Here is a 21,168-nt window from a genome sequence, read left to right on the forward strand (position 1 = left end):
TTCCACATATGTATGAATGGAAAGGAGTGGAGAGAGATGCAGGAAACACTTCAAGAATTGTTTGAACAAAGAATTCATCAATTTATTTCAAATACGAGGGAAAAGAAAAAATTATATCCAAAGGCGGAAAGAAAATTAGCTTCTTTGTCCAAACGGTCTGCGGAAATTGTAAAAGTAAAGGCTGCGGGCAATATCATAGAAAAAATTGAAAATGGGAATTACGAAACCGTCCATTATATGGCCCATTTTCAATACCTAATTAAACAAAAAGATGCGCTTTATCTAGAAGAGGAAACTGAAATGAGGCTCGCAAAGCTTTTTAAAGGAGAAGTGATCTCTGATGAAGAAATCGCACCTGTTCAAACTGGCGATCATCATCAGGAATTGTCCATCCCAGCGGAAGAATTGGAGGAGCGTTCAAGCTTCCAATATGACCGCTTAAAGGCGGTGCAATATGCGGAACGCTGGTGGAATAGTTATAATCCTGCGTATAAAAAATTTGAAAACAATTGTACCAATTATATATCACAATGTCTCCGTGCCGGCGGATCACCGATGAGAGGGTATCCGAACCGCGGAAGCGGCTGGTGGGTGCAAAATAATAATTGGAGTTACAGCTGGGCAATAGCAAATTCCCTAAGATTATATTTGGCGAACTCAAAGAGTGGTTTAAGAGCAAGAGAGGTCAGCAGTCCTGACCAATTAGTGTTAGGAGATGTAATTTGCTACGATTTTGAAGGGGATGGCCGGTTTAATCATAATACGATGGTGACTGGAAAAGATGCCTATGGAATGCCGTTGGTAAATGCCAATACGTACAATAGCCGAATGAGGTATTGGGCCTACGAAGATTCATCAGCCTATACGCCAAATATAAAATATAAGTTCTTTTCGATTTTGGACTGATTTCTTGTCTGAAAACAACATAGTGGTATAATTGCAGGTAGAGATTTTTATTTGAGGTGAAATTCATGTCAAACCACGTTGTATTATACCAGCCAGAAATTCCTTCTAATACAGGAAATATCGCCCGTACCTGCGCTGCCACGGATACCAGTTTACATTTAATCCATCCATTAGGCTTTTCAACAGAAGATAAAATGTTGAAGCGTGCTGGTTTGGATTATTGGGAGTTTGTGAACATTTTTTATTATGATTCAATAGATGAATTTTTTGAAAAGAATGCTGGCGGTGAATTTTTTTATTTAACCAAATTTGGAGAAATCCCGCATAGCTCTTTTGACTATAGCGATCTGAACAAGGATTATTATTTTATTTTTGGCCGGGAAACGACAGGTCTTCCTAAAGATGTCATTGCCAATAATAAGGACCGCGCGTTAAGGATTCCTATGAATCAAAATGTCCGTTCTTTAAATTTGTCCAATACAGCGGCTATACTTGTATATGAAGCACTAAGGCAACAAAATTACCCTAACCTACTTAATAAAGGACCTGCTTTAGGTCAATAAAAAAAGGCTGCCAGGCATTTGGCAGCCTTTTACATTGTCCAGCTTCAGCGCCTAGCCTCTCGAGGGAAAAAATGAACTGCTTTTTTCCTAGGTTGCTTCGGTCCTGCCGATGAAGTCAAAGAACGACTTCACCGAAGGACCTAAAGCCTTGTCGGGGCTGATACATGCGCTTTTCGCTTTTCTATTTATTTGCGCCTGGCTTGTCGTTGTATCCTGAGGTGAAGATGGCAGCTAAGAATGTAATCATAACTAAAATTACAATAAAAGTATTCACTATGTAAACCCTCCCGCAAATTTTTTCGATTAGTCGAGCATATAGTTTTATTATAGCCTAACTTTAAAAAATGAAAAGGGCTGTAACAAAAAAGATAGGGACTAATTGTCTTGGTTACGCATGTTCAAGTTCCTACGTGCATAGAGTATATTAATCGTCTCTGACTAAGCTACAGGGGGAGGGCCTTATGGATATTTTAAAAAAAATCGAGATGTTTCGTGAAGAAGAAGAAAAGCTGCGTTGGGAAGGAACTTTTGCCGATTATTTGGAGTTGTTGAAGAAGAAGCCATGGGTTGCACAGTCTGCACATTCTCGAGTTTATAATATGATTAAGGACGCGGGGATTGAGGAAGAAAAAGGGACGAAGAAATACAAATTCTTTAGTAATCAATTATTTGGTTTAGAGGAAGCACTAGAACGCCTTGTGGAGGAATACTTTCATCCGGCCGCTAAAAGGTTAGATGTCAGAAAACGTATTTTATTGTTAATGGGCCCAGTCAGCGGCGGTAAGTCTACATTAGTGACGATGCTAAAAAGAGGGTTAGAGGGTTATTCACGCTCAGATCGAGGGTCTGTCTTTGCGATTAAAGGCTGCCCGATGCACGAAGATCCATTGCATTTAATTCCCCATCATTTACGGGATGAATTTCATGAAGAATATGGGGTTCGCATTGAAGGAAATTTGTCGCCATTAAACATGATGCGCCTTGAACAAGAATATGGCGGAAGAATAGAAGATGTTCAGGTGGAAAGAATCTTTTTCTCAGAGGATAAACGAACCGGTATCGGAACCTTTAGTCCATCCGATCCAAAATCACAGGATATTGCCGATTTAACTGGAAGCATTGACTTTTCAACGATTGCAGAATTTGGTTCCGAATCAGATCCACGGGCATACCGTTTTGACGGAGAACTAAATAAAGCTAACCGAGGAATGATGGAATTCCAAGAGATGCTAAAATGTGATGAAAAGTTTTTATGGCATCTGCTTTCGTTAACACAAGAAGGAAATTTCAAAGCGGGCAGGTTTGCGTTAATCAGTGCGGATGAATTAATTGTCGCACATACGAATGAAACGGAATACCGTTCATTTATTTCCAATAAAAAGAATGAAGCCCTTCATTCCAGGATTATCGTCATGCCAATTCCATACAATCTTAAGGTGTCACAAGAAGAAAGAATTTATGAAAAAATGATCCGGGAAAGTGATGTGTCAGATGTTCACATTGCACCGCATACGCTAAAGGTTGCCGCGATGTTTACCATTTTAACTCGATTGAAGGAACCGAAAAAAGGTGATATCGATTTAGTTAAGAAAATGCGTCTATATGATGGCGAAAGTGTTGAAGGATTTAATACAGCAGATATTGAGGAACTTAAGAAGGAATACCAGGATGAAGGGATGAGCGGAATTGATCCGCGTTATGTCATTAACCGAATTTCCTCTACGATTATTCGTAAAGAGGTACCTTCTATTAATGCCTTAGATGTTTTAAGGTCGTTGAAGGATGGGCTAGACCAGCATCCATCCATCACAGCAGAACTGCGTGAACGCTATATGAACTATATTGCAGTAGCTCGTAAAGAGTATGATAATATCGCGAAAAATGAAGTCCAAAAAGCATTTGTCTACTCCTATGAAGAGTCTGCTAAGACACTTATGGATAACTATCTGGATAATGTCGAAGCCTACTGCAATAAAGCAAAGCTTCGCGACCCATTAACGGGTGAAGAAATTAATCCGGATGAAAAACTAATGCGTTCCATTGAGGAACAAATTGGTATTTCCGAGAATGCGAAAAAAGCGTTCAGGGAAGAAATCTTAATCCGCATTTCAGCCTATGCACGAAAAGGCAAGCGGTTCGATTATAATTCCCATGACCGTCTGCGTGAAGCCATCCAGAAGAAGCTGTTTGCTGACCTTAAGGATGTTGTGAAGATTACCACATCATCGAAAACGCCGGATGAACAGCAATTGAAAAAAATCAATGATGTTGTGGCAAGGCTGATTGATGAGCATGGTTATAATTCAACATCAGCAAACGAACTATTGAGATATGTAGGAAGCTTATTAAATCGCTAACGGCTATACGGACTGGCAGAAGAAATTTTGCCAGTCTTTTTCTATCAAAATTCTTGTCCATTTTCATAGGCAAAACACCAATTGTCAAAATTATTTGTAAATTATTCGCTGTTTCTGCATAGGATAAAGTAATCAATATTTCATATGGATTTTTACACTCGAGTTATAGTATGTGGTAGAAAAAAATGTGTGCAAAGGATTTTCAAAATTTTATAGGGAGGGGTTTTAATTGTCAGACAACAACCATCAATTTGTGATTTCTAGAGAAGATTGGTCCCTCCACCGTAAAGGCCACGATGACCAGCAGCGGCACCAGGAAAAAGTTCAAGAGGCGATTCGAAATAATCTTCCAGATCTTATCACAGAAGAAAGCATCATTATGTCAAACGGTCGAGATGTGGTAAAAATTCCGATTCGTTCATTGGACGAATATAAAATTCGTTATAATTATGACAAAAACAAACACGTGGGCCAAGGTAACGGTGACAGTCAAGTCGGGGATGTAGTAGCACGTGACGGTTCCAGCGGGCAAAAGGGTCCGGGAAAAGGGCAAGGCGCCGGCGATCAAGCTGGAGAGGACTATTTTGAGGCCGAAGTTTCGTTAATGGAACTAGAGGAAGCATTATTCAAACAGTTAGAGCTTCCAAATTTAAAGAGAAAAGAACAAGAAGAACATTTGGTTGAGAATATTGAATTTAATGATATTCGAAAAACAGGATTAATGGGGAATATTGATAAAAAACGAACCATGATGTCTGCTTTCAAACGTAATGCGATGAGCGGGAAACCTGCATTTCATCCTATTTATAAGGATGATTTAAAATTTAAGACCTGGAATGAGGTCATTAAGCCTGATTCTAAAGCAGTGGTACTCGCGATGATGGACACTAGTGGAAGTATGGGGATTTGGGAGAAGTATATGGCACGAAGCTTTTTCTTCTGGATGACACGCTTTTTAAGAACGAAATACGAAACGGTGGAAATTGAATTTATTGCTCACCATACGGAAGCAAAGGTTGTTACGGAGGAAGATTTCTTTTCTAAAGGAGAAAGCGGTGGAACGATTTGTTCCTCAGCCTATCGTAAAGCGTTGGAATTGATTGATGACAAATATAGTCCACTAAAGTATAACATCTATCCATTCCATTTTTCAGATGGTGATAATCTAACATCCGATAATGCACGCTGTGTCAAATTGGTTGAAGAATTAATGAAGGTATCGAATATGTTTGGTTATGGCGAGGTAAATCAGTACAACCGCCACTCGACCTTAATGTCTGCTTATAAAAATATCAAGGATGAGAATTTTCGCTATTATATCCTCAAGCAAAAAGCCGATGTATTCCATGCCATGAAGAGCTTCTTCCAGCAGGAAGAATCAAAATTATATGCATAACAAAAACGACAGGTGTCAGGCACCTGTCGTTTTTCCATTATTCAATTGAAAGGATTCCATTCTTTCCTTGCTCGGTTTGACCGTGCTTTTTCANGACCGTGCTTTTTCACATTTAATTTTGTTAAGTTTGTAAAGATGACTGGTGTGACCGTAGAAGGAACTGATTTCTTAATGAATTCTAAATCAAAATTAAGAATCGCTTGTCCCTTTGTCACTTTGTCTCCCTCATTCACGAGAACCGTAAAGCCTTCTCCTTTTAAATTTACCGTGTCTAATCCGATATGGATGAGAATTTCGTAGCCTTGTTTTGAACGAATGCCAAGCGCATGCTTTGTTGGGAACACATTTAGAATTTCCCCGTCAACTGGTGAAACAACCGAACCGTTTGCCGGAACAATTCCGAAGCCATCCCCCATCATTTTTTGCGAGAAAACTTGGTCCGGAACTTCCGTAATGGGAATAATTTCTCCTTCAATTGGCATCACAAAGTCTTCATCTGATAACGGCAGCTGGCCGTTCGCCCCAGTTGAAGCCGCTTCGGTGAGGGAAGAGTCAACCTTAACATGATTCATATCGATCCTCTTCATTGCATCTGCAACAAACTCTACCTCTGTACCCACCACAACTTGCAGGTTGTTTTTATTCAATTTCATTATTCCTTTGGCACCATGTGCTTTTAAAGAAGAATCCTTTACTTTATCCATATCTTTAATATTTAAGCGTAGACGGGTTGTACAATTGTCAATTGAAGTGATGTTTTCTCTACCGCCAATATCTTTTATAAAGTGATAAGCCATGGTCTCATATTTGTTACCTTCAACCGTGCTTGGAGTATCTTGATTAAGCTCAGCTTCCTCTTCATCCTCACGGCCAGGTGTTTTAATATTAAACGCTTTAATTAATCCATAAAAAATGATGAAATAGATAACTGCGTACACGACACCAACCAATAATAACAATAGAGGCTTTTGAGCAATGTTAAAGTTTAATGCATAATCAATGGCACCTGCTGAAAAGGTAAACCCATCCTTAATTCCTAATAATGAAGTAATCCACATCGATAGCCCCGTTAAAACTGCGTGAACACCATAAAGTAATGGGGCAATAAACATAAATGAAAATTCAATTGGTTCTGTAATTCCTGTTAGAAATGAAGTCAACGCGAGCCCGATAAACATACCGGATACGGATTTTCTTTTTTCAGGCTTAGCGGCAGCAATTATCGCAAAGGCTGCTGCAGGAAGTCCAAACATCATGATGGGGAAGAATCCTGTCATATAACCGCCAGCAGTTGGATCTCCTGCAAAGAAGCGGGCAATATCCCCTGTTTTTCCTTGAAATTCTCCAAATTGGAACCAGAATAAACTGTTTAATACATGGTGAAGTCCTAATGGAATCAGCAAACGATTTAAAAATCCAAAAAGACCTGAACCAACCGCACCTAAACCAATAATCCAATTTCCCAGACCATTAATACCATCTTGAATAGGCGGCCAAACAAATCCGGCAATGCCTGCCAAAACAACCATTGCGACCGAGGTGATGATTGGAACAAATCTTCTGCCACTGAAGAATCCTAACCATTCCGGCAGCTTTACATCACGGAAACGATTATAAAGAAGCCCTGCAATAATCCCGGTTAAAATCCCGCCGAGAACCCCCATATTTATATTTTTATCAATTGCTTTTGTACCTTCTGTTAATACTAAATAACCAATAGCACCTGCTAATGCGGCTGCACCATTGTTATCTTTGGCAAAACCCATCGCCACCCCAATGGCAAAAATCAATGCTAAATTTGCGAAAATAGCATTTCCAGCATTGGCGATAAAAGGGATGTTCAATAGATCAGGCTGTCCAAATCGGAGTAATAATCCGGCAGCTGGAAGCACCGCAATTGGAAGCATTAATGCTTTTCCAATTCTTTGTAAAAATCCTAACATATCTGTTTCTCTCCTTTGTTTTAAGAAGTTATTTGTGAAAGCGCTTTTTAATGCATTGCTATCATAACACTCGATAATTATAGATGTCTATACCAATTTTAAAATTAAAAGGGAATAATTTATTACCAAATTCTTTAATAATAAGGACGAAAACATTGATTTATTATGAGTTAATAATAGAGTATGGTTAATTGGTATAGACAACTATAAGTTAATGGTGCTAATATGAAAGTATCTTGAAAGGGGTAATGAAGATGCCTGCAAAAGTTAATCATATTTTACTAAAGGGTATTCAAATTTATACAGAAGACAAGATTATTCAAAATGGTTATTTAAAAATTAAAGATCAAAAAATAGTGGAACTGGGATTAACAGATGAGCTTAAAAATGTAGAAGAATATGAAATGATTGAAATTTCATCGCAATATAAAGCCATCCCCGGTTTTATTGATGTTCATATACATGGAGTTAATGGCGCCGATGTGATGGATGCTACACCTGAAGCTTTGGAGAATATGACGGCAGCCCTTCCAAAAGAAGGCACGACCAGCTTTTTAGCTACTACCATGACACAGGAAAAAACGGAAATAGAAAACGCATTAATCAATGCGGTGAATTTTATTGAAACACAATCGACCCAAGGAAATGCTGAAATTCTGGGGATTCATCTTGAAGGGCCCTTTGTCAATAAAAAAAGGGCGGGTGCGCAGCCGATTGAGCATATTATTGATCCGAATCTTTCTTTATTTAAGAAATGGCAGAACCTTTCAAAGGGGAATATTAAACTTGTAACGATAGCACCTGAACGTCCCGGTGGTATAGAGCTGATTCGTTATCTTAAGGAAAATGGGGTGATTGCTTCGATTGGTCATACGGATGCGGCATACGAGGAAGTTATCACCGCCATTGATGCAGGTGCCAATCACGTCACCCATCTTTTTAATCAAATGCGCGGGCTGCACCACCGCGAGCCGGGTGTGGCGGGAGCTGCCCTTTTACGGGATGAACTAATTGCTGAAATGATTGTAGATGGAGTCCATGTCCGCCCAGAAATGATTGAACTGGCTTACAAACTAAAACGCAAAGAAGGGTTAATTTTAATCACAGACTCAATGCGGGCAAAATGTTTGAAGAACGGTCAATATGATCTTGGAGGTCAGCAGGTAAATGTTCGGGATGGTAAAGCATTTCTTGATGATGGGACACTGGCGGGAAGTATTTTAAGGCTCGGGGATGCTGTGAAAAATATTCTTACATTTACAGGATGTTCACTTGAAGACGCCATCGAAATGACTTCAGTAAACCCGGCTAAGCAACTAAATATTTATGATCGAAAAGGAAGTATTGCTGCAGGGAAAGATGCAGACATCGTGATATTGGATGATCAGTTGGAAGTATATATGACGATTTGCCGAGGAAAAGTGGCCTATAAAAAGGAGGAAAACTAAATGAAAATTATTGAAGTAAAAGATTATCAGCAAATGAGCGAAAGAGCGGCTGAATATATAATGGAAAAGGTTCTTGATCATCCATCCATCACCCTTGGACTAGCTACTGGCGGTACACCAACTGGGACCTATCAAAACCTTATTAAAGATCATCAAAAAAATGGAACCTCCTATCAGCACGTCACGACCTTTAATCTTGATGAATATATCGGCCTTGCTGGAACAGATAAAAATAGCTACCGGTACTATATGGATGAGAATTTGTTTAACCATATTGATATTAAAAAAGCGAATACTTTTGTTCCAATAGGTAATGGCAGGAATATTGAAGAGGAATGTAATCGTTATGAGGATTTACTAGCGGGTCACGGCGGCATTGACCTGCAGGTTCTTGGAATTGGAAGTAATGGGCATATTGGTTTTAATGAACCGGGAACATCCTTTCAATCAAAAACACATATTGTGAACCTGGCGCCTTCGACAATTGAAGCGAATGCAAGATTTTTTAATCGTCCGGAAGAAGTTCCGACACAAGCCATTACAATGGGGATTTCAACCATCATGAAAAGTAAGGAAATTCTTTTACTGGTTTCTGGAGATAGCAAAAGGGATGCCATGTACCAGCTTATACACACGGAATTAAATGAAAATTTCCCTGCTTCTGTACTGAAAAATCACCCATGTGTTACAATTATTGCAGATGAAGCAGCTATTTTAGATTTGAAAATTCCAGTATTGAAAGAATAATTTTTCTTTCGATTTGCAGGTGGCCAGTTTACCGAGAAAGGACGCAGTTAAGAGGAGCATGATTGATAAACATTCCCCCATTCCAATTTATTATCAATTAGAAGAACATATAAAGGATTTAATTGAAAAAGACGAACTAAAGCCGGGAGATGCGCTGCCTCCTGAAAGAGAGTACGCTGAAAAGTATCAAATAAGCAGGATGACGGTTAGACAAGCCTTTACTCAGCTAGTAAACGAAGGATATTTATTTCGCTTACAAGGGAAAGGAACATTTGTAGCGGACCGGAAAATTGAACAGGCTTTGCAGGGGTTAACAAGTTTTACAGAGGATATGAAATCCAGGGGCTTAAACCCGGGAAGTCAACTGCTGTCTTTTGAAGTGATTCCTGCAACCGCCCAAATTGCTAATCAATTAGCCATAAAAGAATATGGCCCTGTTTATGAAATTAAACGGATCCGCTTAGCAGATGATCTGCCCATGGCGATAGAAATCAATTATATCTCAGCTAACTTGATTAAGGGATTAACAGAAGAGATTGTCAATCGATCTTTATACGAGTATATTGAGGGCCAGTTAAACCTGCGAATTGATTACGCCACCCAGACGATTGAATCATCGATTGCCAATCCGCTTGAGGCCCCTTATTTGAAAATTTCTGCAGGAGCACCAGTCATGCTAATTCAACGAAATACCTTTTTACATGATGGTACTCCAGTTGAATTTGTAAAATCAACTTATCGTGCAGACCGCTATAAATTTATGATCCGAATGAAACGGTAAAATGGACAGAGGATGGAAAATCCAACTGTCCATTTTTTATTGGTTGCCTGCTTTCATATAGGGTCTGATGGATGGAAATTTAAAATGAAATGTAGTACCGGCATCTACTTCACTTTCTACCCGAATCCCTCCGCCCATGGCACGGATTATGCTATACACGACCATCATTCCAAGACCTGTCCCTTTTGAACCTTTTGTAGAATAAAAGGGTTCGCCAAGCCTTTCAAGCTGTTCTTTTGTCATTCCGACACCTGTATCCTTAACCGTAACAGTCACATTTTCCTGGTCATATTCCGTTTTTAAGGAAAGATATCCTCCGTTTGGCATGGACTCAATTGCATTTTTGAGGACATTAATAAAACACTGACGAAATTTCTGCTGGTCGCCTTTTATAAAACCAATTACCGAAAAGTCTGTATTCATTTCTACAGAATTTTGATTGGCTAAAGGCTGTAGAATATTAATGATTTGCTTAAGTTCATTTTTTACATTCAGTTCCTCATACGTCTCTAGAGCAGGTTTTGCAAAGGTTAGGTAATCTTGAATAACCCGTTCAGCAGAATGTAATTCGTCCTTTACGAGTGCAAGGTACTCTCTTCTTTTATGTCGTGGCAGATAATCATCCTGTAATAACTGAACAAAGCCACTGGCTGCTGTTAGCGGATTGCGAATCTCATGAGAAATTGCTGCCCCCATTTGTTCGACCGCCTTTAATTTCTCTGTTTTAATCAATTGCAGACGCATTTGGTTATTTTTTTTGACAAATTCAATGGCATACGAAACAATTCCAATTCCTAAAGGAGGAATAAATAAAAAGGCAAACCAGACGTCAATCCAATTATTATGGGGATGGAATAGTTCCATACCACCAATGGTAAGGATACCAAGGATCATCCCTAATAACACAGCAATAATGATTCGTCGCGAAGAACTCTGCTTCCAATACCAGGGAGTCATGAGCCAAAATACAATAGCAAGTGCACCATAGAGTATGGAGGTTTCCAATAAACCCATATCCCAACCGAAAAAACTTCTAATGATCAGTAAAGCTAAAACGAGGATTGGACCAATCCCAAGGTACAAACCACCAATCACTAAAGGAATAATTCTTAAATCGTAACGGGAAAACGGTACTGGATTATAGGAAAATTGAACACAAACCCATATTAAGCCGGTAAATAAAAGGATTAATATCGGTTTAGCAGTTAGAAATCTTTTATATTTTTCAAAACAAATCAAGTAAAAAAACAGGAGAATTATTAAAATGGAAAGGTTTAGGAAGAGATGTTTAGTAATTTCCATTCATTTCACCGTCCAAAATAGCTGATAGGAAAATTTTACAGGTTATTTCCCAAAGATTCAACAAATTCATGCAAAATTTTCAAAATTTTGTGATTTTACCTCTGTATAAAAAAAAGGCTGGTGATTCCAGCTTCCACGATTTTTATGAGTGAACAGATGAAATTCTATTTCTTCCATTGGTTTTTGATAAGTAGAGAGATTGATCGGCCAACTGAATGATTTTCTCCCGATCTAAGGAAGTTTTAGGATACATTGTGGAAATACCAATACTTAGTGTAACGATATCCGATATTTTTGAGCTAATATGAGGAATACTAAGCGTTTGAATTACTTTTTGAATTTTTTCGGCCATTTGAATCCCATCATTCTGATCTGCGAAGGGTAAAATAAGCGCAAACTCTTCTCCTCCATAGCGGCAGAAGGTGTAGGAAGGATGAATATAAATCTCGTTCTTTATCGCATTGGCAATGGATTGAAGACAGCGATCTCCTTCTAGATGGCCGTATGTATCATTGTATTTTTTAAAATAATCTATATCGAACATTAACAAGGTTAGCGGGGAGTTTGTGGAAGATAAATTTGCCCACTCCTTTTCAAGGGTTTGATCAAAATATCTTCGATTGGAAATTCCCGTAAGGCCATCAATATAGGAAAGTTGGTTTAATAGGCTATTGGCCTCTCTAAGATGTTGCTCGGCCTCATTTGATTTAGCAATAAATATTAATAAATGGTAGGAAAAAAAACCTCCAATTAACGAAATAACGTAATGGTACGCGAGGATATTCATTAAAACACCGCGATCATGAATATTGATAAAAAGAATTATGGAAATAATGAACAATCCCATGAGATTCATAAGGAGGGCTTTTAAGGTGGGAGGATATTTGAATTTTGAAATCCCCCCGCAAATTAAACCTGTTAAGATGACCCCGGCTGATGCCAGTATGGAAGTATTATTAAATCCAAAGAATAAAATTCTTCCAATTCCAATAAGGATTGAAGCGACCATTGCAGGAATAAGACCTCCAAAGGCCCCGGCTGTTACAATTGCCAAATGTCGTAAGTCAGCAATGGTTGTTACATTTATATGGATACTGTAGATCATTAAGATATTTCCAAGAATTCCAAAACTAAGTCCCCAATAAAATTTTACTGATAGGGGAGAGGAAAGGTGTAATGGCTTTTCTTTAAATAATTGTCCCATGATGGAAAAAGAAGCAATTAAAATTGCTCCATTTGAAACAAAGTCTTTTAACATTTTATGGATCTCCTGTAATAAAACGTTCCTAATATAATGATAAAGTAAAAATTTACATCTTATCAATTATACTATGGATTTGCGGAATTTAAAATTTTTGTTGAAAAATGCAAATAAAAAAAGCTTCCCAATATTTTCGGGAAGCTTTTTTGTCACTCACTATTTTGTGTTGTGTTAAAAAAATCTCGTCTTTTATTGGTACTTTCTTTCTTGTGATTTCCCATTTTCCCATCGGATTCATAGGTTAAAGTTTTATCTTGTTTTTTATGCGTTTTCATCTTACCCCCCCTTATATTTTTATAGTATACCCATCTGTAGATTTAATTCAGGAAAGGGGATTTTATTAAATATTTATTATTTGGAAAAATTTTAATAAAACGCTTTCAAAAATTTTGTTGACGTATTGATAGGGCAGATGATATTCTACAAACAGAAGCAGTTAGTTAGTTTAATAAACTAACTAACGAATCGATAATCTCGAGATATTATTTTTTTGAATGGTTTTGAAAAGGTTTTCAAATAATATGAGTGGAGGGGAAAAAATGAGTCAAAATGCAAAGCTCCAAGGTACAACCATTTCGACAAAATCAGAATTCAGAAAATTTGGAATGAAGGACAAATTCGGTTATTTATTTGGTGATTTTGGCAATGATTTCTTTTTTATTCTTGTTGCTAGTTTCTTAATGGTTTACTATACAGATATTTTCCATCTTAATCCGGCAGCAGTGGGAGGCCTCTTTTTAGTTGCACGTTTGTGGGATGCAGTTGCAGACGTTTCATGGGGGCGCTTTATTGATACAAGAAAAACAGGGGAAAATGGCAAATTCAGACCATGGATTTTAAGAATGTCTTTTCCACTAGTAATTTGCGGTGTGTTAATGTTTGTTCATATTCCAGGTATGTCAAATGGGTTTTATACTGCTTATGCTTATGTAACGTATATTCTTTGGGGAACTTTATATAGTACTGTCAATATCCCTTACGGATCTATGGCTTCTGTTATCACAGCGGATCCGGTTGAACGGACATCATTATCCAGTTGGAGAACACTTGGTGGAAATTTAGCAGGTTTAATTATTAACGTTGTCGGTCCAATGATTTTATTTGTTAATAATAAAGCAGATGCAAACCACTTTTTACTAGGTGCTATTATTTTCGGAGTGCTAGCTATCTCTTGTTATATTGCTTGTTATAGATTGTCAGTTGAACGTATTGTAATGGATGAATCAGCTAAACCAAAAGTTAATTTTGGCAAAACAGTAAAAGGTCTTGTGAAAAATAAACCATTGCTTTGGATTCTGCTTTCGTCATTAATCTTCTTAGTCTGCTTTATGTTGATTGGAGCAGTAAACGTCTACTTGTTTAAAGATTATTTTGGCAATGCGCATGCATTAAGTATGGTTGGACTTGTCCAGTCCATTGCAGTATTTATCGGCATGCCGATGGTTAAGCCGTTAGTTGCTAAGTTTGGGAAAAAGGAAGTAGCCTCTGCAGGAGTATTACTCGCAGCGATTGTATTTGGTGTTTTATACTTGTTACCAAATTTAACAGCCACTCAATTTATTGCTATTCTTTCCATCGGAACATTTGGGTATGGACTCTTTAACTTGATCATTTGGGCATTCGTAACAGATGTCATCGATTATCATGAATATTTAACCGGATTACGCGAGGATGGTACAGTATATTCAATTTATTCATTTGCTCGTAAAGTAGGTCAGGCTGTGGCTGGTGGTGTTGGTGGTGCAGCAATTGCGGCAGTTGGTTATAATCCAGCCCTTCAAGCACAAACGCAAAGCACACTACAAGGTCTTCATACACTTGGTACGTTAGTACCTGGAATCATTCTATTAGTGGTATTTGTAATTATCAGTTTCTTATATCCATTAAATAAGAAACGTACAGTTCAGTTAGCAATTGATTTAGCAGAAAAAAGAAAAAGCTTACATTAATAAACGAGTAAGCTTTTGCTGAATATTTCATTCGGAATAAAAGCCGGATCATCATTACATGGTGATCCGGCTTATTCTATTTAAAGCATCCTAAAATAACTATTCCATGGAAAATATGAATAATGGCATAAACCGCTTACAAATATTATTGACGAAATATGTCGAAGGTGATATCCTACTAATATAATATTTTGTTAGTTTAATAAACAAATTAATATAGACGGTTTATCTCCAGATGAAAAAAAGGCTTAAATTTTTTATATTGTCATGAAAGGGGTTTCAGCCCTTTCAAAATTTCTTATCAAGAAGACTTAGGGATGATCTTCTGAGTATGGAGGGACAGAAAATGGGAGAAGCAGCTAGAAAACTCGTTACTGAAACAGTAGCAGTAAATGATGAAATGAAGAAATTTGGGATGAAAGATAAATTTGGGTATTTGTTTGGCGATTTTGGAAACGATTTCTTCTTTATTCTAGTGAGTTCATTTTTAATGGTTTACTATACAGATGTTTTTCATATTAGTGCTGCTACTGTGGGAATCCTCTTTTTAGTCGCACGGATATGGGATGCTGTTGCGGATGTATCTTGGGGCCGCTTTATTGATACAAGAAAGGCTGGGAAAAATGGAAAGTACAAACCGTGGATATTTAGGATGTCGTTTCCACTCGTTATTTCCGGTGTGTTAATGTTTGTTCATATTCCTGGAATGTCAAACGGATTTTATATCGCCTATGCTTTTGTTACTTATATCCTATGGGGAACATTGTATAGTACAGTTAATATTCCTTATGGTTCAATGGCTTCAGTCATCTCAGGGGACCCAGTTGAACGCACATCATTATCCAGCTGGAGAACATTAGGTGCTCAGTTTGCAGGGTTAATCGTAAGTGTTGTCGGACCAATGATTATGTTTGTTAATAATAAAGCAGATGCCAATCACTTTTTACTAGGGGCAATCATTTTTGGAATTTTGGCCATCTCTTGTTATATGGCTTGCTATAAATTATCTATTGAACGGATTGTGATGGATGATTCAGCTAAACCAAAAGTTAACTTTGGAAAAACAGTTAAAGGTCTTATGAAAAATAAACCATTGCTTTGGATTCTAATCGCTTCATTAATCTTCATGATTTGTTTTATGTTGATTGGTGCAGTAAACGTCTATTTGTTTAAAGATTATTTTGGTAACGCAAAAGCATTGAGCATGGTAGGACTCTTGCAGTCTGTTGCAGTATTTATCGGCATGCCGATGGTTAAACCATTGGTTGCAAAGTTTGGTAAAAAGGAAGTAGCCTCAGCAGGGGTATTACTTTCAGCAATTGTTTACGGCATGTTATATTTATTACCGAATTTAACGGATACTCAATTCATTGGAATATTAACGATCGCAATGTTTGGATATGGACTCTTTAACTTGGTCATTTGGGCATTCGTTACAGACGTAATCGATTACCATGAATATTTAACCGGCTTACGTGAAGATGGAACCGTTTACTCAATCTATTCGTTTGCCCGTAAAGTAGGGCAGGCAGTTGCAGGTGGTATAGGTGGTGCAGCGATTGCAGCTGTGGGCTATAAACCAACCCTTCAAGTACAAACGCAAAACACACTTCATGGGATTCATACACTTGGTACTTTGGTACCGGCGATTGCTTTATTAATGGTTTTTGTGATTGTCACTTTTCTTTATCCATTAAATAAGAAACGTACAGAACAACTTGCTATTGATTTAAGGGAAAAAAGAACAAGAAATTAAAAAGTGCTTAATAAAAAAACCTTTAGCTTAAATCCCGCTAAAGGTTTTTTGGTAGGAAAACTTCTACACGATGGTGCTTTCATTCATTTTACTTTGTTTCTCATACGTTAAATTTAACATTGGTACATCCAGGAAATTTTTGATTGCGAGTGCACAAGCACCTAGAACAACGGATTTCTTACCGAAATCTGAAATAATTAATTCACGATAATGGCTGATCGAAGAAGTTAAATTCCTTTTAATTTTATTTAATGAATCAGGATACATCCGCAATAATTCACTTTCAAGGACGATTACGTCTGGATTGTACATATTAATCATATTATTTAGTCCAATAGCCAGATAGTAAATGAGCTTTCCAAGCATGTTATGAACTTCTTCATCTCCTTCATCAAGCCAGGTTTGGATCTGTTCATAGGTTAAATTTTTTACTTTCCTTTTCTCTGACAAATATTCAAAAATGCTCGATTCAGATGCGTACTTTTCCCAGCATCCCATATTTCCGCAATTACATGGCTTACCTTCCGGAACGATAATCATATGGCCGGCTTCACCTGCATATCCATCATGACCCCTAAAAAACTCATCTTTCATCATCATACCGATTCCGATACCAGAATAGAGGGTTGCACATAACAAGTTATCCGTATCATGATGCAAATAAACACGCTCCGCAAAGGAACATAAATTCGCATTGTTTTCAAGATAAATAGGAATCTCGATTTCTTTCTCCAGGTCTCCCTTTAAATTCAAATCATCCCATTTTAGTCTAGGAACATAATGAATGACTTCTTCTTTAGAGACTAAACCGTGGATGGCAATTACAATTCCGACAATACCATATTGGCTGTCAGAATAATCCTTTTGGAATTTCTTTATTTGGCTAATTAATATTTGGAGAATTTCAGAATAATCTATTGTATTTATTTGGATACTAATGGACGAAATCGGTTGCCCGAGAAGATCAGTTAGCGTGAAGGATAGTTGTCCATAGTCAAGGTCTATACCTAGAGCATAGCCGGCCTGGCTGTTTATTGAGAGCATGATAGGCTTCCGCCCTACAGAGTTGTGCTCAAGCTGTGTTTCAATGATTAGTCCTTCATCTAATAAATCTGCAACTTGTGCAGAGATGGTTGCTCTTGTCAGGGCTGTAACTTTAGATAAATCAGCTCTGGAAATCATTCCTTCTTTAATAATATTCCTAATGATTAAAGAGCGATTAATTTTTTTTATATAAGCCGCGTCACCGGTAATCATGTAAATCCTCCATATTAAGCTGTTGTTTTAAGTCTACCCTTATTATATCAAGTTCTTTCATTAAATGGCCGATATTATTCTATTAATTTGTTAAGAGTACATTGACGGAATAGGTTAAACGTGATAAGTTTGAAATATAATTAATTTGTTTATTAAACAAATTAAAATGAACAAAAAATTTCAGGTGAAATAATAAGCATTCTGTAAGGGGTTACAGGTTGACAATTACATTACATTTAATGAGGAGAGGGATATGATGAAAAAGTTTTTGGATCAGCATTTTTTATTAAATACAGATACAGCCATTAAATTATACGAAAATGCAATTCTTGGATTACCAATATTTGATTTTCACTGCCACTTGAATCCACAAGAGGTTTGGGAAAATAAGTCTTATGGAAATATCACTCAATTGTGGCTGGGTGGAGACCATTATAAATGGCGGACAATGCGTATTCATGGCATTGGGGAGCGATACATTACTGGAGATGCAAGTGATTGGGAAAAATTTCAGGCATGGGCAGAAACAGTACCACATTTAATTGGGAACCCGCTCTACCACTGGACACATATGGAATTGAAAATGTTTTTCGGAATTGAAAAGCAGCTTAGTCCGGAAACAGCCCGTGAAATTTTTGATGAATGTAATGAAAAGCTAAAAGGACCAGATTTTAGACCAAGGGCATTTATTGAAAAATCAAATGTGAAATTTATTGGAACAACCGATGATCCTGTTTCAACATTAGAGTACCATCAATTACTTAAGAATGACGATTCGTTTAAAGCGATTATTGCGCCAACTTTCCGTCCGGATGGAGCTCTTTTCATTGAGCGCTCAACTTTTAAGAGCTGGAACCGGAATTTGTCAGAGGTTTCCGGTATTAACACAGACACTCTTGACGGGTTTCTAAGTGCACTTAAACAACGTGTAGATTTCTTCCACGAAAACGGCGGCAGAGCATCTGATCACGATATTCAAAAAATGGAATATGTAGAAACCACTAAGCAAGAGATAGAGACCATTTTTAATAAACGTATAAGCGGGGAACAACTATCAAATGATGAGTTGGTAGCATACCGGGCATTTTTATTAAAAGAACTAGGAAAAATGTATGCGGAAAAAGAGTGGGTTATGCAGCTTCATATGGGGGCCATGAGGAGCAACAATACAAAAATGAAAAATCTACTCGGCCCAGACACAGGCTTTGACTCTGTTGGTGAATTTAATTTTGCAGAAGGATTGTCTCGTTTTCTTGATGCACTTGATCAAGAGGATGCCTTACCAAGAACCGTTTTATTTAACTTAAATCCGAAAGACAATGCCGTCCTTGCGGGGATGATGGGGAACTTCTATGATGAAGGGATTCCGGGAAAAATTCAATTTGGTTCTGGCTGGTGGTTCAACGACCATATTGATGGAATGGAAAAGCAAATGAAGGATCTTGCCAACGTGGGATTGTTAAGCCATTTTATCGGAATGTTAACTGATTCCCGTAGTTTCCTTTCTTACGCTCGCCATGATTATTTCCGACGAATCGTTTGTAATCTTCTTGGTGACTGGGTAGAAAATGGTTTAGCACCAAATGATATGGAATTCCTTGAAAATATGGTTCGTAATATTGGTTATCATAATGCAGAAAAATACTTTCTTGAAAGATAATATAGGAGGAGAAACTATTTATGTTATATCCTATTGTTACAGATACACGCAGTATTATTGATTTAAATGGTATTTGGAATTTTAAACTTGATAATGGAAATGGGCTTCAAGAAAACTGGCAGAATTCAAAATTAACAGACACCATGTCAATGGCGGTTCCTTCCTCCTTTAATGATATTGGAGTCACAGCAATTATCCGCGATCATGTTGGCTGGGTTTGGTATGAACGTGAATTTTCAGTTCCCGCCATTTTAACTTCAGAACGTGCCGTATTACGTTTCGGTTCTGCTACACATGCAGCAAAGGTGTATGTGAACGGAAAACCTGTTGTCGAACATAAAGGCGGTTTCCTGCCATTTGAGGCGGAAATCAACAGTTTCTTGGAAGCCGGAAAAAATCGTTTGACGGTTGCCGTTAATAATATTGTCGATGAATCCACATTGCCGGTTGGCTTTATTTCGGAAAAAGAAATACCGGGTGTTGGCAAGGTAAAACAGAACAGTCCGAATTTTGATTTCTTTAACTATGCCGGCTTACAGCGTCCGGTCAAAATTTATACAACACCACAAACCTATGTTCAAGATGTAACAATTGTAACGGATATTGAAGGCAAGGTTCATTACTCAGTTGAGATTGTGGGTGAGTCACAGACTAAAGTGAGTGTTGTGGATGAATCAGGAAATGTTGTTGCAACAGCCGAAGGTAATTCCGGTACCGTAAGTATTCAGAATGTTAAGCTTTGGGAGCCGCTAAATGCATATTTATATACACTTAAAATTGAGTTAAATAAAGATGGGAATACAGTTGATGTCTATGAACAACCATTCGGTGTTAGAACAGTAGAAATCAAAGGTGGAAAGTTCCTGATTAATAATAAGCCATTTTATTTTAAAGGTTTTGGTAAGCACGAAGATTCTCCGATTCATGGAAGAGGTTTTGATGAAGCAGCCAATGTGATGGATTTCAATCTTATGAAATGGATTGGAGCAAACTCATTCCGTACATCTCATTACCCATATTCAGAAGAGTTAATGCGCTTAGCTGACCGCGAAGGATTTGTGATCATTGATGAAGTACCTGCAGTAGGATTGCATTTAAACTTTATGGTGATGTTAAGCGGTGGTGAGGCGAAAAGAAGTACATGGAAGGAACTTAAAACCTTCGAACACCACCAAGATGTCATCAAAGAACTAATTGCTCGTGATAAAAACCATCCATCTGTCGTCATGTGGAATGTTGCCAATGAGCCTGCTTCAGAGGAAGAGGGAGCATATGAGTATTTTAAGCCGTTAGTGGAACTTGCAAAAGAACTCGACCCGCAAAAACGTCCCGTTACGCTTGTTACCCACTTGGGGGCGACTCCAGATAAGGATAAAGTAGCCGAATTACTAGATGTTCTAACATTTAACCGCTATTACGGCTGGTACATTGACGGTGGCGATCTTGTCTCTGCAAAGGCAAAACTGCGTACAGAATTCAATGGTTGGTTAGAACGGTGCCCTGGCAAACCATTCATGATGACAGAATATGGTGCCGATACGGTTGCTGGATTCCACGATGTTGAACCCGTAATGTTCACGGAAGAATACCAAGTAGAGTTTTACCGGGCAAATCATGAAGTATTTGATGAATTTGAGCATTTTGTTGGTGAACAGGTCTGGAATTTTGCTGATTTTCAAACAAGCCAAGGAATCATCCGCGTTCAAGGAAATAAAAAGGGAATTTTCACACGTGAGCGGAAACCAAAATATGTCGCTCATGAGTTGCGCAGCCGCTGGACGAAAATCCCTGAATTCAATTATAAAGGATAATTGACATAATATAATGGCTATGAAAGAGAGG

General features: G+C 37.8%; 16 protein-coding genes. 11 read left to right on the forward strand and 5 right to left on the reverse strand.

Annotation, left to right across the window (positions count from 1 at the left end; translation table 11 throughout):
- Window positions 1-36: 36 nt before the first annotated feature.
- The 4 genes from ACFQZ9_RS25590 to yhbH all read left to right on the forward strand — a co-directional run bounded on the left by ACFQZ9_RS25590 (window position 37) and on the right by yhbH (window position 5,222).
- Window positions 37-906 carry an amidase domain-containing protein gene (locus ACFQZ9_RS25590; protein ID WP_498946213.1) on the forward strand — a complete coding sequence of 290 codons (870 nt, stop codon included), beginning with the start codon at window positions 37-39 and terminating at the stop codon, window positions 904-906.
- A 65-nt stretch (window positions 907-971) separates the two neighbouring features.
- The gene (gene trmL / locus ACFQZ9_RS25595) at window positions 972-1,469 is read left to right on the forward strand and encodes a tRNA (cytidine(34)-2'-O)-methyltransferase (RefSeq protein WP_498946214.1); all 498 of its coding nucleotides are present in this window, start codon (window positions 972-974) and stop codon (window positions 1,467-1,469) included.
- 461 nt (window positions 1,470-1,930) lie between these two features.
- Window positions 1,931-3,826 (forward strand): PrkA family serine protein kinase, encoded by a 1,896-nt coding sequence (locus tag ACFQZ9_RS25600; protein ID WP_498946215.1) that lies wholly within the window; start codon window positions 1,931-1,933, stop codon window positions 3,824-3,826.
- Between the two features lie 229 nt (window positions 3,827-4,055).
- A complete protein-coding gene (yhbH, locus tag ACFQZ9_RS25605) occupies window positions 4,056-5,222 on the forward strand; it encodes a sporulation protein YhbH (protein ID WP_198312899.1) in 1,167 nt (388 codons plus the stop codon).
- A gap of 41 nt (window positions 5,223-5,263) precedes the next feature.
- On the opposite strand, the gene nagE is transcribed toward yhbH, so the two are convergent.
- Entirely contained in the window at window positions 5,264-7,165 is a 1,902-nt protein-coding gene (nagE, locus tag ACFQZ9_RS25610) for an N-acetylglucosamine-specific PTS transporter subunit IIBC (protein ID WP_498946216.1), read from the reverse strand.
- Window positions 7,166-7,419: 254 nt separating this feature from the next.
- Between nagE and nagA the strand changes: the two genes are divergently transcribed.
- Genes nagA through ACFQZ9_RS25625 form a run of 3 tightly spaced genes read left to right on the forward strand, consistent with a single transcriptional unit; the run spans window position 7,420 to window position 10,141 of the window.
- Window positions 7,420-8,613, forward strand: a complete 1,194-nt coding sequence (gene nagA, locus ACFQZ9_RS25615) for an N-acetylglucosamine-6-phosphate deacetylase (RefSeq protein WP_498946218.1) — start codon at window positions 7,420-7,422, stop codon at window positions 8,611-8,613.
- Window positions 8,614-9,360 (forward strand): glucosamine-6-phosphate deaminase, encoded by a 747-nt coding sequence (gene nagB, locus ACFQZ9_RS25620; protein WP_498946219.1) that lies wholly within the window; start codon window positions 8,614-8,616, stop codon window positions 9,358-9,360. It begins immediately after the preceding gene.
- 58 nt (window positions 9,361-9,418) lie between these two features.
- Window positions 9,419-10,141, forward strand: coding sequence for a GntR family transcriptional regulator (locus tag ACFQZ9_RS25625; RefSeq protein WP_198312895.1), 723 nt, complete (start codon window positions 9,419-9,421; stop codon window positions 10,139-10,141).
- Between the two features lie 36 nt (window positions 10,142-10,177).
- Here ACFQZ9_RS25625 and ACFQZ9_RS25630 read toward each other — a convergent pair whose 3' ends face one another.
- The 3 genes from ACFQZ9_RS25630 to ACFQZ9_RS25640 all read right to left on the reverse strand — a co-directional run bounded on the left by ACFQZ9_RS25630 (window position 10,178) and on the right by ACFQZ9_RS25640 (window position 12,979).
- Complete coding sequence (locus ACFQZ9_RS25630) at window positions 10,178-11,443, reverse strand: sensor histidine kinase family protein (protein ID WP_498946220.1); 1,266 nt, start codon at window positions 11,441-11,443, stop codon at window positions 10,178-10,180.
- Between the two features lie 142 nt (window positions 11,444-11,585).
- Complete coding sequence (locus ACFQZ9_RS25635; protein WP_498946221.1) at window positions 11,586-12,701, reverse strand: GGDEF domain-containing protein; 1,116 nt, start codon at window positions 12,699-12,701, stop codon at window positions 11,586-11,588.
- A gap of 152 nt (window positions 12,702-12,853) precedes the next feature.
- Window positions 12,854-12,979, reverse strand: a complete 126-nt coding sequence (locus ACFQZ9_RS25640; protein ID WP_286180302.1) for a hypothetical protein — start codon at window positions 12,977-12,979, stop codon at window positions 12,854-12,856.
- A gap of 264 nt (window positions 12,980-13,243) precedes the next feature.
- Between ACFQZ9_RS25640 and ACFQZ9_RS25645 the strand changes: the two genes are divergently transcribed.
- A complete protein-coding gene (locus tag ACFQZ9_RS25645; RefSeq protein ID WP_498946222.1) occupies window positions 13,244-14,653 on the forward strand; it encodes an MFS transporter in 1,410 nt (469 codons plus the stop codon).
- Between the two features lie 346 nt (window positions 14,654-14,999).
- Window positions 15,000-16,409 carry an MFS transporter gene (locus ACFQZ9_RS25650; protein ID WP_498946223.1) on the forward strand — a complete coding sequence of 470 codons (1,410 nt, stop codon included), beginning with the start codon at window positions 15,000-15,002 and terminating at the stop codon, window positions 16,407-16,409.
- Window positions 16,410-16,472: 63 nt separating this feature from the next.
- On the opposite strand, the gene ACFQZ9_RS25655 is transcribed toward ACFQZ9_RS25650, so the two are convergent.
- Window positions 16,473-17,666, reverse strand: a complete 1,194-nt coding sequence (locus tag ACFQZ9_RS25655; protein ID WP_498946224.1) for an ROK family transcriptional regulator — start codon at window positions 17,664-17,666, stop codon at window positions 16,473-16,475.
- Between the two features lie 256 nt (window positions 17,667-17,922).
- On the opposite strand from ACFQZ9_RS25655, the gene uxaC reads away from it, so the two are divergent.
- Both uxaC and uidA read left to right on the forward strand, forming a co-directional pair.
- Window positions 17,923-19,326, forward strand: a complete 1,404-nt coding sequence (gene uxaC / locus ACFQZ9_RS25660) for a glucuronate isomerase (protein ID WP_498946226.1) — start codon at window positions 17,923-17,925, stop codon at window positions 19,324-19,326.
- Window positions 19,327-19,346: 20 nt separating this feature from the next.
- A complete protein-coding gene (gene uidA, locus ACFQZ9_RS25665; RefSeq protein ID WP_498946228.1) occupies window positions 19,347-21,137 on the forward strand; it encodes a beta-glucuronidase in 1,791 nt (596 codons plus the stop codon).
- Window positions 21,138-21,168: the final 31 nt, after the last annotated feature.

This window comes from Neobacillus sp. GCM10027624 (assembly GCF_042675345.1).
GTDB lineage: Bacteria > Bacillota > Bacilli > Bacillales > Cytobacillaceae > Neobacillus > Neobacillus cucumis_D.

Coding starts and splice junctions, on each gene's coding strand:
- ACFQZ9_RS25590 (WP_498946213.1), top strand. CDS start 37: ATGCAGGAAACACTTCAAGAATTGTTTGAACAAAGAATTCATCAATTT.
- trmL (WP_498946214.1), top strand. CDS start 972: ATGTCAAACCACGTTGTATTATACCAGCCAGAAATTCCTTCTAATACA.
- ACFQZ9_RS25600 (WP_498946215.1), top strand. CDS start 1,931: ATGGATATTTTAAAAAAAATCGAGATGTTTCGTGAAGAAGAAGAAAAG.
- nagA (WP_498946218.1), top strand. CDS start 7,420: ATGCCTGCAAAAGTTAATCATATTTTACTAAAGGGTATTCAAATTTAT.
- nagB (WP_498946219.1), top strand. CDS start 8,614: ATGAAAATTATTGAAGTAAAAGATTATCAGCAAATGAGCGAAAGAGCG.
- ACFQZ9_RS25625 (WP_198312895.1), top strand. CDS start 9,419: ATGATTGATAAACATTCCCCCATTCCAATTTATTATCAATTAGAAGAA.
- ACFQZ9_RS25630 (WP_498946220.1), bottom strand. CDS start 11,443: ATGGAAATTACTAAACATCTCTTCCTAAACCTTTCCATTTTAATAATT.
- ACFQZ9_RS25635 (WP_498946221.1), bottom strand. CDS start 12,701: ATGTTAAAAGACTTTGTTTCAAATGGAGCAATTTTAATTGCTTCTTTT.
- ACFQZ9_RS25640 (WP_286180302.1), bottom strand. CDS start 12,979: ATGAAAACGCATAAAAAACAAGATAAAACTTTAACCTATGAATCCGAT.
- ACFQZ9_RS25645 (WP_498946222.1), top strand. CDS start 13,244: ATGAGTCAAAATGCAAAGCTCCAAGGTACAACCATTTCGACAAAATCA.
- ACFQZ9_RS25650 (WP_498946223.1), top strand. CDS start 15,000: ATGGGAGAAGCAGCTAGAAAACTCGTTACTGAAACAGTAGCAGTAAAT.
- ACFQZ9_RS25655 (WP_498946224.1), bottom strand. CDS start 17,666: ATGATTACCGGTGACGCGGCTTATATAAAAAAAATTAATCGCTCTTTA.
- uxaC (WP_498946226.1), top strand. CDS start 17,923: ATGAAAAAGTTTTTGGATCAGCATTTTTTATTAAATACAGATACAGCC.
- uidA (WP_498946228.1), top strand. CDS start 19,347: ATGTTATATCCTATTGTTACAGATACACGCAGTATTATTGATTTAAAT.